Origin of the sequence: Aphanizomenon sp. UHCC 0183 (assembly GCF_009712065.1) — a bacterium.
In the GTDB taxonomy this organism is placed as follows: Bacteria; Cyanobacteriota; Cyanobacteriia; order Cyanobacteriales; family Nostocaceae; genus Dolichospermum; species Dolichospermum heterosporum.
In genome coordinates, this window is sequence record NZ_VILC01000100.1 from 1 (window position 1) to 8942 (window position 8942).

Annotated in this window: 6 protein-coding genes; 1 reads left to right on the forward strand and 5 read right to left on the reverse strand. The window is 39.5% G+C overall.

Annotated elements, in window-relative coordinates:
• Positions 1-128: 128 nt before the first annotated feature.
• From FJR37_RS22390 to psaC, 5 genes are all read right to left on the reverse strand, one after another.
• Positions 129-1088 carry a GDP-mannose 4,6-dehydratase gene (locus FJR37_RS22390; RefSeq protein WP_039202087.1) on the reverse strand — a complete coding sequence of 320 codons (960 nt, stop codon included), beginning with the start codon at positions 1086-1088 and terminating at the stop codon, positions 129-131.
• Between the two features lies 1 nt (position 1089).
• Entirely contained in the window at positions 1090-1515 is a 426-nt protein-coding gene (locus FJR37_RS22395) for a hypothetical protein (protein WP_039202088.1), read from the reverse strand.
• A 415-nt stretch (positions 1516-1930) separates the two neighbouring features.
• Positions 1931-3238, reverse strand: coding sequence for a glycosyltransferase family 4 protein (locus tag FJR37_RS22400; protein WP_039202089.1), 1308 nt, complete (start codon positions 3236-3238; stop codon positions 1931-1933).
• Between the two features lie 2107 nt (positions 3239-5345).
• Positions 5346-7241: a glutamine--fructose-6-phosphate transaminase (isomerizing) gene (gene glmS, locus FJR37_RS22405; RefSeq protein WP_039202090.1), complete on the reverse strand. Its 1896-nt coding sequence runs from the start codon at positions 7239-7241 to the stop codon at positions 5346-5348.
• 355 nt (positions 7242-7596) lie between these two features.
• Positions 7597-7842 (reverse strand): photosystem I iron-sulfur center protein PsaC, encoded by a 246-nt coding sequence (gene psaC, locus FJR37_RS22410; protein ID WP_015080270.1) that lies wholly within the window; start codon positions 7840-7842, stop codon positions 7597-7599.
• A 733-nt stretch (positions 7843-8575) separates the two neighbouring features.
• Between psaC and FJR37_RS22415 the strand changes: the two genes are divergently transcribed.
• The gene (locus FJR37_RS22415) at positions 8576-8926 is read left to right on the forward strand and encodes a DUF6464 family protein (RefSeq protein ID WP_168467161.1); all 351 of its coding nucleotides are present in this window, start codon (positions 8576-8578) and stop codon (positions 8924-8926) included.
• Positions 8927-8942 lie beyond the last annotated feature (16 nt).

The following is an 8942-nucleotide window of genomic DNA, read 5'->3' on the forward strand; positions in this document are numbered from 1 at the left end:
ATAACGACGATTTTCAATGCTAACCTACTTAAGCGATCGCTTTCAAGATCAACAAAGTATATCTCAATTGCCGCCACCCTGGAGTTTCAGATCCCCGACTTCTGAGAGAAGTCGGGGATCTTATTTTCTTATGACCTAGCTAACCTCGTATTTACCATCATTTGCACCACATCTGCCATCTTATATTTAGCTTCCCATCCTAATTGGATTTTGGCTTTACGGGGATTACCTTTACCGACCGCCAAATCTGTAGGTCTGAATAGGCTACTATCAACCACCACATGATCACGCCACTCTAAATTTACAGATGTAAATGCTGCTGCGACAAAATCTTCTAAGGAAGTGCTTTCTCCCGTTGCAATTACATAATCATCAGGTTGATCTTGCTGCAACATTAAATACATGGCTTCCACATATTCCTGCGCCCAACCCCAGTCCCGCTGAATTGACATATTACCTAAATATAATTTTTCTTGACTACCTTGGGCAATCCGACAGGCAGTAGCAATAATTTTTTGAGTGACAAATCTTTCTGGACGCAGGGGAGATTCATGATTAAATAATATTCCTGAACAGGCAAATAAACCGTAAGCTTCTCGGTAGTTAGCTACTTCCCAAAAAGCAGCAGATTTAGCTACAGCATAAGGACTTCTGGGGCGAAATGCAGTATTTTCTTCTGCTGCTACATTGCCAGTGTCACCAAAGCATTCACTCGAACCTGCATTGTAAACTTTAATGGTTGCGCCTAAAAAGCGAATAGCTTCTAATAAGTTTAGTGTCCCTGTAGCGATACTTTCTAAAGTTTCTACTGGTTGTCCAAAAGATAAACCTACGGAAGTTTGTCCTGCTAAATTATAGACTTCATCTGGCTGGATTTTTGTGAGTACCTGTAAGACGCTGCGGAAGTCAGTTAAGGACATTGACTCCAGCTTTACTTGATCTTTAATACCCAAGTGAACTAAGTTCTGGAAAGGTGATATTTGGGCATCTCTGGATGTTCCACAAACTGTATAGCCTCGATTGAGCAGCAATTGTGCTAAATAAGATCCGTCTTGTCCAGATACTCCACAAATGAGAGCTTTTTTCATGTCAGTTCATTACCCAAAAGTCTTTAACACTGTTACCACCAAGCATTCGGGATTGCCTATAGGTAAATTCTCCCACAGAAGGATTGCGATGGGGATGAATGACACCTGTTGCTTGTTGCCAAAGTTCGGCTGGGGCAAGAGATATCTCATATTTTGATTCATGCCTACGCACATGATACCATTTTGTTTCTTGGCACTCTTCGCACCAAAAAGCCTCTAACCACTCACCCTGTAAAGAAACTGTAGTTTTAGCTGCTACTAACATCATTGCTTCTCGTCGGGCTATACCGCGTTCTTGTAGTTGTCCGGCTTGTTCGGCAAATAGTCCGTGTTTTTGGCTAACACTATCTATGTAACAACTATGTATGGGACAATAAATGGCTCTCCGTTGGGAACGTTTCCGATTTCGCTCACACCTTTTCTGCACTTAGGCCTCCGGATCACTAACTAAACAATAGATCGTAAGAAGGTTGTAAGGGAGGGACTTAGATCAAAAAGACCATCAAAGCCCAACTCCTGATTCAACGTTGTCTGAGGTATTAAATTTTGTTAACTGAGTTGTCTGAAATTTACAAAAAAAGGGAACTCTTAACTGGGAACAGATAAGAAACAAAAATTACAAAAAAAGGGAACTCTTAACAGGGAACAGATAAGAAACACTCATTTGCACCAGTTTAAAGCTCAGTCAAAAAAAAGATGTTTTTTAAGATGCGTAGCCCGAAAAAAACAGTGTCATTATTTCAATCTCATGTTTAAAAACATGAGTTTTTTCTGTTCCCTGTTGCTTCTTCCTCTGAATGAATTTGTTCACACACTGATGCTGATTAGGCTGGAGTGACGTTTCAAGTTATAGATTTTTCTAGGACATTGATGTATTGTTTAGCGATGATTTCTGGCGTAAAGTTTGACTGCAAATATTCGCGGGAGGCATTACCCATTTTTTCTGCAAGTTGGCGATCGCTCTTTAAGTTGAGAATAAATTTAGATAAACTATCACTATCTCCATTGTCAATACTGATACCAAACTGACCATCTGTTATTAGCTGTCGCAGGTAGGAATCTTTTGGGCAAATAGCTGCTATGGGTCTTCCCGCAGCTAAGGCTGGATAGAGTTTGCTAGGTGCAACTAAATTTTCGAGACCTAATCCTACACTAACTAATGATAAATCACAAGCTGTCAGGGAATACGGTAGCACACTTTTTTCTTGATAGGGGAGAAAAAGAAAGTTTTTTAATCCTAACCGCTTGACATCTTGAATAAAACTTTCCCGTTTAGGTCCACCACCAATACAAACGAACTGAATTTCTTCATCTTGCAATTGTTTAGCAGTTGCCAAAATGGTGTCTGTATCATGACACCTACCCATATTACCAGAATAAAGAATTGTAAATATGCTATCCAAGTTATGTTGTTTAGCAAACCAATTTTTTTCTTTGGCAATCGGGACAATTAACTCAGGATCTCCCCAACTGTGAATTACAGAGACCTTATCAGCCACTTCTGGACAGATTGCTAGGACTCTCTCCTTCATAGCAGGACTCAGGACAATAATTCCTGTTGATTTTTGCCAAATCTGGCGATTGATTGCCCACCAAAACTTGGCTAACCAGTGCTTATGAGAAACTACTCCTAAAGCGATCGCAATATCTGGATACAAATCATATATTAAACATACATAGGGGAATTTTAACAATAAATGAGTTAAATATCCGGCTATTGATAAAAAAGGAGGTGCTGAAGTTAATAAAAATACGTCATTTTTACGGGCATTTCTGATAATATGCAAAAAAACCCGCAATGTAAATAAAACACCATTAACAGCTTTTCCGCGAATCCTATTAGACCATATCTGAGTAGATCTGGATCTTTGAACGCGAACATTGCCTAATTGTTCTAAGGCTGGGGCTTGAGCGGTAGTAAAAGCATATCCTGGTTGTCCAGTGAATACTCTAATCTTAATTCCTTGTTTCTCCAACTGTTTGACTAGCTCTTCAATCAACTGTCCTGTCGCCGCATAGTCTGGAGGAAAAAACTCAGTGATCACAGACAAAGTAGTTAGTTTATAACACAAAATATCACTAATTTTAGAAGGCTGTTCAGCCTCTATGGAATGCAAACTAGGTATGATATAACCCTTCTGATTGGACATTATGTAAATTTTTGTTAAATATTAATCTTGACTTATTATGAGTATAAAATTTGAATTTTTCCGCCTTTTATTTAGTTTTATTGCTTATATAAAACTGTTAAGGAAATTTACAGACAACCAAGCTAGATAAAAGTGACTCACGTAGTCAAAATTTTTGCCTTAAATGATATTTTACTTTTAGCATCTTCCGCACTTATCGTCAAGTATGGCAGAATTATATCATTAGATTTATCCTATAGGACTCCTATTTGATTTTTGATAGCTTGGGTGGCGTAGCCATACAGAACTCAATACATACTGAAATCCTTCTTCCCTGTTCCCTAACTCAACGGAAAATATGGCTAACGCCACGCTATGCCTGATGCCTCCGGCACGCTACCGCGAACGGCACACTACGTGAACGCTATCAGGAATCAAACCGGATTCCTATAAGTAGGTGAACACAATAAAACCAATCTGTGTAAAGAAACGTAAAATCGCCCAAAACCTCTTTACTCTTTACTCTTTACTCTTTACTCTTTACTCTTTACTCTTTACTCTTTACTCTTTACTCTTTACTCTTTACTCTTTACTCTTGCCTCTTGCCCTGCCATAACGACAATTTTCAACACCAACCTACTTAAACAAGTTCAAAAATTTTCTAGTACAGCATGGCGCAAATAAAGCAACCATTCTTAATAGCCATTATGGGTTGGGGTAAATAAATTTCATGCTGTTATTGATGAATCGTTTCTGGGCGCAGACCCTGCGCCCCTACTTTCTGAATTTTTCATGGTCAGAATCTACTAACTCAGATTATGAAGGTGGTGAATATGCTGCTGCCATATATTTCAATTATTTTCTTTTTTTCAAATCTTTAAAATTTACTATCTTTGTACCGCGTTTGATCTCAAATCGCTGTATTTCCTCGCGCGTAATCAAGCAAACCGAGAATATATGATACCATCTTCAATTGTGAAAGCTGCTAATCTGGATAGATTTAGGGTTTGTGTACCGAAAGAGCGAACCGCTTGCAGCAGCGCTTCGTCATCGCACAATTATAATCTAATAATATGCTCTTAGTTTTGTCCTAGATGCTATTTATCAGACATATTATTCATAATGGCTATATGATAAGTTTAAATTATAGAAAATCAATAATACTTTTGATATTTATAATTTTTAGCAATTTGCCTTTATATTTCCTTAATAATTAATTGAGAATCTTTTCTATTTATCAACGAGGTTGCTATACTTTCAGCGATTTGCTATAATTCCAGAGAATTTCATAATTGGGCCATTGTTGTCAATTTTAGATCTTTCAGAAGATGTTAGTCTCAAACTCTTTATTGACAGTAGGTTCAGAAATTAATTTCCCAGGCTAATACAAAACTTTACAAAATTAATAACTATTCCCTCAACAATTTTAGCCATGAATTTGCTCAGAAATGATCTAATTTGAGCGATCGCCAAAATTCCCTATTGACAAATTGACAAAAAAGTGATAATCAACCTGTCAATGTTATTAATTTTAGTGATATTTAGGACTTATGCACGAGTCACGGAATAACGAACCACAGAGAACACAGAGAACACGGAGAAATGAGGGTTTGAGGAATATTTTGCGTAAGTCTTGATATTAAATCAACATGAATTACCTTGACTTCGATATATCGTAGGGGTAACATTGGTGTCAACTTAACGTAAAACCTCTATCCCGCAAAGAACTCAAGTCATCTCATTCCCAGTCTCTCACTGGGAATGAACTCTAGAAGGCTCTGCCTTCAATAATATTAGAGGCAGAGCCTCATCAACTGCATTCCTAGTAGTCTGTCAACCCGAAAATGACGGGTGAAGGCAAGCAGGGGGAGAAGAGAGGCAGGGGGGGCAGGGGAGGGAAGAACAGAAGTTTTTTCCGATCATTACCCGTCAAAATAAATTTGACAGACCACTAGTCAGAGACTAGGAACGAGATGTGGTAGGGATTTGAGCTTAAGTTGACACCAATGAGCTTTTGCTAAACTCTTACATATCTCATCAATTACAGGATGGTTTAATGCTGATGTAGAGATTTTTCAGGAAATGTCTCTACAACGTGGTTTGCCTAAAGGATACCAGATGTTAAAATTTATTCCACAGTCACCGACTTCGCCAAATTTCTCGGCTGATCCACATCCAAACCTCGTCGGGCAGCAATATGATAAGCTAACAATTGCAATGGTATTACTGTGAGAATTGGCGAAAGAATTTCCTCAACCTCTGAAACCGGAATTAAATCATTAAAGATTTCCGCCGCTTCTCCATCTTTTACAGAAGTTACACCAATTAAACGGGAATCCCTGGCTTTAGCTTCTTGAGCATTAGAAATTACCTTTTCATATACATTACCAGGAACAGCGATCGCCACCACTGGAACTTTTGCATCTAACAACGCAATTGGTCCATGTTTCATTTCTCCCGCTGGATAACCTTCGGCGTGAATATAGCTAATTTCCTTTAATTTTAAAGCCCCTTCTAACGCAATCGGAAAATTAATTCCTCTCCCAATAAAGATAAAATCTTTTGTTTCTGAAAAATCATGTACCAAATGTTCAATATAACGTTCTTGAGTTTCCAAAATCGCTTCAATTTCCCCTGGTAACTGCCGTAAACCCGTGAGAATTTCCTCAAATCTCGAATCACTAATCTCCTGACGACGATAAGCCAAATCTAGCGCCAAAGCATAAAACGCCATCAATTGCGCTATGAAAGTTTTCGTCGCCGCTACACCAATTTCAATTCCCCCATGAGTATTGATAATATTCGCCACCATATTCCCTAAACTACTTTCTGGGCGATTAGTAATCCCCAAAAGTCGCGCTTGATACTTAGATTCTTTCCCCTGTCGGCGTTCTTTTTCCATCGCCAAAGCCGCCAACGTATCAGCAGTTTCCCCAGATTGTGTCACCCCAATAGTCAGAGTATTAGCAGTTAAAGGTGAAGGCGCGTATCGAAATTCTGAAGCGTATTGTACCTGAGTTGGAATTCCTGCCAACTGTTCTAATAAATATTTACCCACCAATGCCGCGTGCCAACTTGTACCACAGGCAACAATTTGAATTTGTTCTAAATCTGTGTAGAATTCCGCTGGTAAATCCAATTTCACCGGTGATTCCGCAGTAATTTCTCCATTCTCCACTGTTGAGAAATAAGCCTCTAAACAATCCCGCACCACCCCCGGTTGCTCATAGATTTCCTTGAGCATAAAATGTTTGAATCCCTGTTTTTCCACCATAATGGGATTCCAGTTCAGAGTCCGGGGATGCTTTTTCAAGCGATTTCCCGCAAAGTTATAGACTTCCACTCCTAAAGGAGTCAACCGGGCAATTTCGCCGTTCTCCAGGGACAATACAGCGCGGGTATAAGGAACAATCGCCGGCGTATCGGAAGCACAGAAAAACTCACCCTGTCCAAACCCAATCACTAAAGGCGCTTGTTGACGAACTACAATCAACTCATCAGGGTAATCAGCAGAAATAGCCGCAACAGCATAAGCCCCCTCTAATTTACTTACAGCTTCTCGCACCGCGTCTAAAAACATCGAAGGGGAATTAGGATTTTCAGGAGTATGCTTTAAACACTCAGCAATCAAATGAGGAATTACCTCTGTATCTGTTTCTGAGCGAAATTCATGTCCTAGTGCCTTCAGGTGTTCCCGCAACTCTCGATAATTCTCAATAATCCCATTTTGTACCACAGCTATCCGCAACGCCGTATCTAAATGAGGATGGGCATTGTACTCTTCCGGTTTACCATGAGTTGCCCAGCGCGTATGACCAATCCCTATTTGGGCAGGATTTTCGATTTGTTCCAGTTTAGAACGCAAATTGAGTAATTTACCCTTAGCCCGCACACAATGTACGTCACCTTCCAAAATAGTGGCAATTCCTGCCGAATCGTAACCTCTATATTCTAATTTCTCTAATCCAGCCAGTAAAATATCTGTCGCTGCCTGAGTGCCTATATATCCAACTATTCCACACATTGCTTAAACCACTCCGGTTTCAGGATAATTAAATTTTAAGTATAGTTCCTGGAATGAATAAGCCACTTTAGCAAATTGGTCATTGGTCATTGGTCATTGGTAAGGAACGCAAATTTAATAACCTGCAATTCTGATGTAACCTGGAATGGTGCGTTACGCTGTCGCTAACACACCCTACTTTTGCACCTTATTTAATTCACATTCCTAAATTATTTCTTTCTTCTGACAACGAACAACTGACAACTGACAACTGACAACTGACAACAAAAATGCTGAGGAATGAGGAAAGAATCTAAATGTTTCTCCCGTTCTCACTCCTCAGCGCTAAAAGACCAAGAATTTAGAAATGAAATTCTTAGTAAGCCAAGCCCATGCTGCGAGTTGTTTCAGCGCCTAAATAAACGCGAATACTCAAAAAGTCGGTGGGGCAAGCAGTTTCACAACGCTTACAACCTACACAGTCTTCAGTGCGGGGAGAAGCAGCCACTTGAGCAGCCTTACAGCCATCCCAAGGAACCATTTCTAGTACGTCAGTAGGGCAAGCGCGGACGCATTGTGTACAGCCAATGCAGGTGTCGTAGATTTTTACGGTATGAGACATTGAAAAAACTGCTCCTTGCGGGTGTTCTTCTTTGTGAAAGAATCATAATCAAGGCATAGTTTACCCCAGGGCTTGATAGCTTGTAAGCAAAAGGCTACATAACTTTAAACAATGTAATAGACACGTTAGATAATTTATCTACCAATATCGCTGATATCTGGCTGTAATCAGCAACATCGCCATCAAGTGTTTACCCAAATAACTCTCTTCCCAAGATGGGCAATTGTAAAGATGTGTAAATTAAGGGTCGTTTTATAAAGGTCATCTATCATACCCATTATCTATAATCTATAAATTGATTAATCCTGATTCAGTTGTGATGAAATATTAACTTCTAGCCTGTGCCACACAATTAGATTAGTCTTATTTAATAAAGTTTAAATATAATTAAGTAGGTGAACACAATAAAACCAAACTGTGTAAAGAAACGTAAAATCGCCCAAAACCTCTTTACTCTTGTCTTTTGCCTCTTGCCTCTTGCCCTGCCATAACGACAATTTTCAACGCCAACCTACTTAGCACTTAAACTTTAACAACGATTAATTTGCACAATCCGTAAGCCTGAGCAATATACAGCACTTCCTGATGTTATGAGGTACAGTTTTTTATCGCCAACCCCGTAGGGGCGCAGGGCCTGCGCTCTCCATTCTATTTCATGAGAACGAGAATTGCTGTATCGCTAAAATACTGCAATACTGTAGTCTATATGTAAATCACATCATATTAACTGATTATGGAGCTAAATTCCTTACCCACTGAGGTAATTTTGACACATCCGCGTCAGTCTCTTGGTAAGTTACAACTTGATTGGACACCCCAACCGGGAAACTATCTTGATTTTGAAGGTAAAACCTACGCAGTTTTAGAGCGTTGCCATAGATATCAGCTTAGAGGAGGACGCTATAGTTTACACAATATCGCTGTTTATGTCCAAAAAGCGCAAAGACCGGAAGAAAAAAGTTTAGTAGAGGGACGTTGGGTTATCGGTGATGCTACCTGTAACTATAATGCTCTTTCAGAAATTATGCGTTGTGCTGTTAACCCAGAAGGACCATGTAAATCCTGTCGGTTCTATGAAAATTAGGGAACAGGGAACAGGG

What these genes read in the sequence shown, in the direction of transcription:
- FJR37_RS22415 (WP_168467161.1), top strand. Translation starts at nt 8,576, where the DNA reads ATGGAGCTAAATTCCTTACCCACTGAGGTAATTTTGACACATCCGCGT.
- FJR37_RS22400 (WP_039202089.1), bottom strand. Translation starts at nt 3,238, where the DNA reads ATGTCCAATCAGAAGGGTTATATCATACCTAGTTTGCATTCCATAGAG.
- FJR37_RS22390 (WP_039202087.1), bottom strand. Translation starts at nt 1,088, where the DNA reads ATGAAAAAAGCTCTCATTTGTGGAGTATCTGGACAAGACGGATCTTAT.
- psaC (WP_015080270.1), bottom strand. Translation starts at nt 7,842, where the DNA reads ATGTCTCATACCGTAAAAATCTACGACACCTGCATTGGCTGTACACAA.
- glmS (WP_039202090.1), bottom strand. Translation starts at nt 7,241, where the DNA reads ATGTGTGGAATAGTTGGATATATAGGCACTCAGGCAGCGACAGATATT.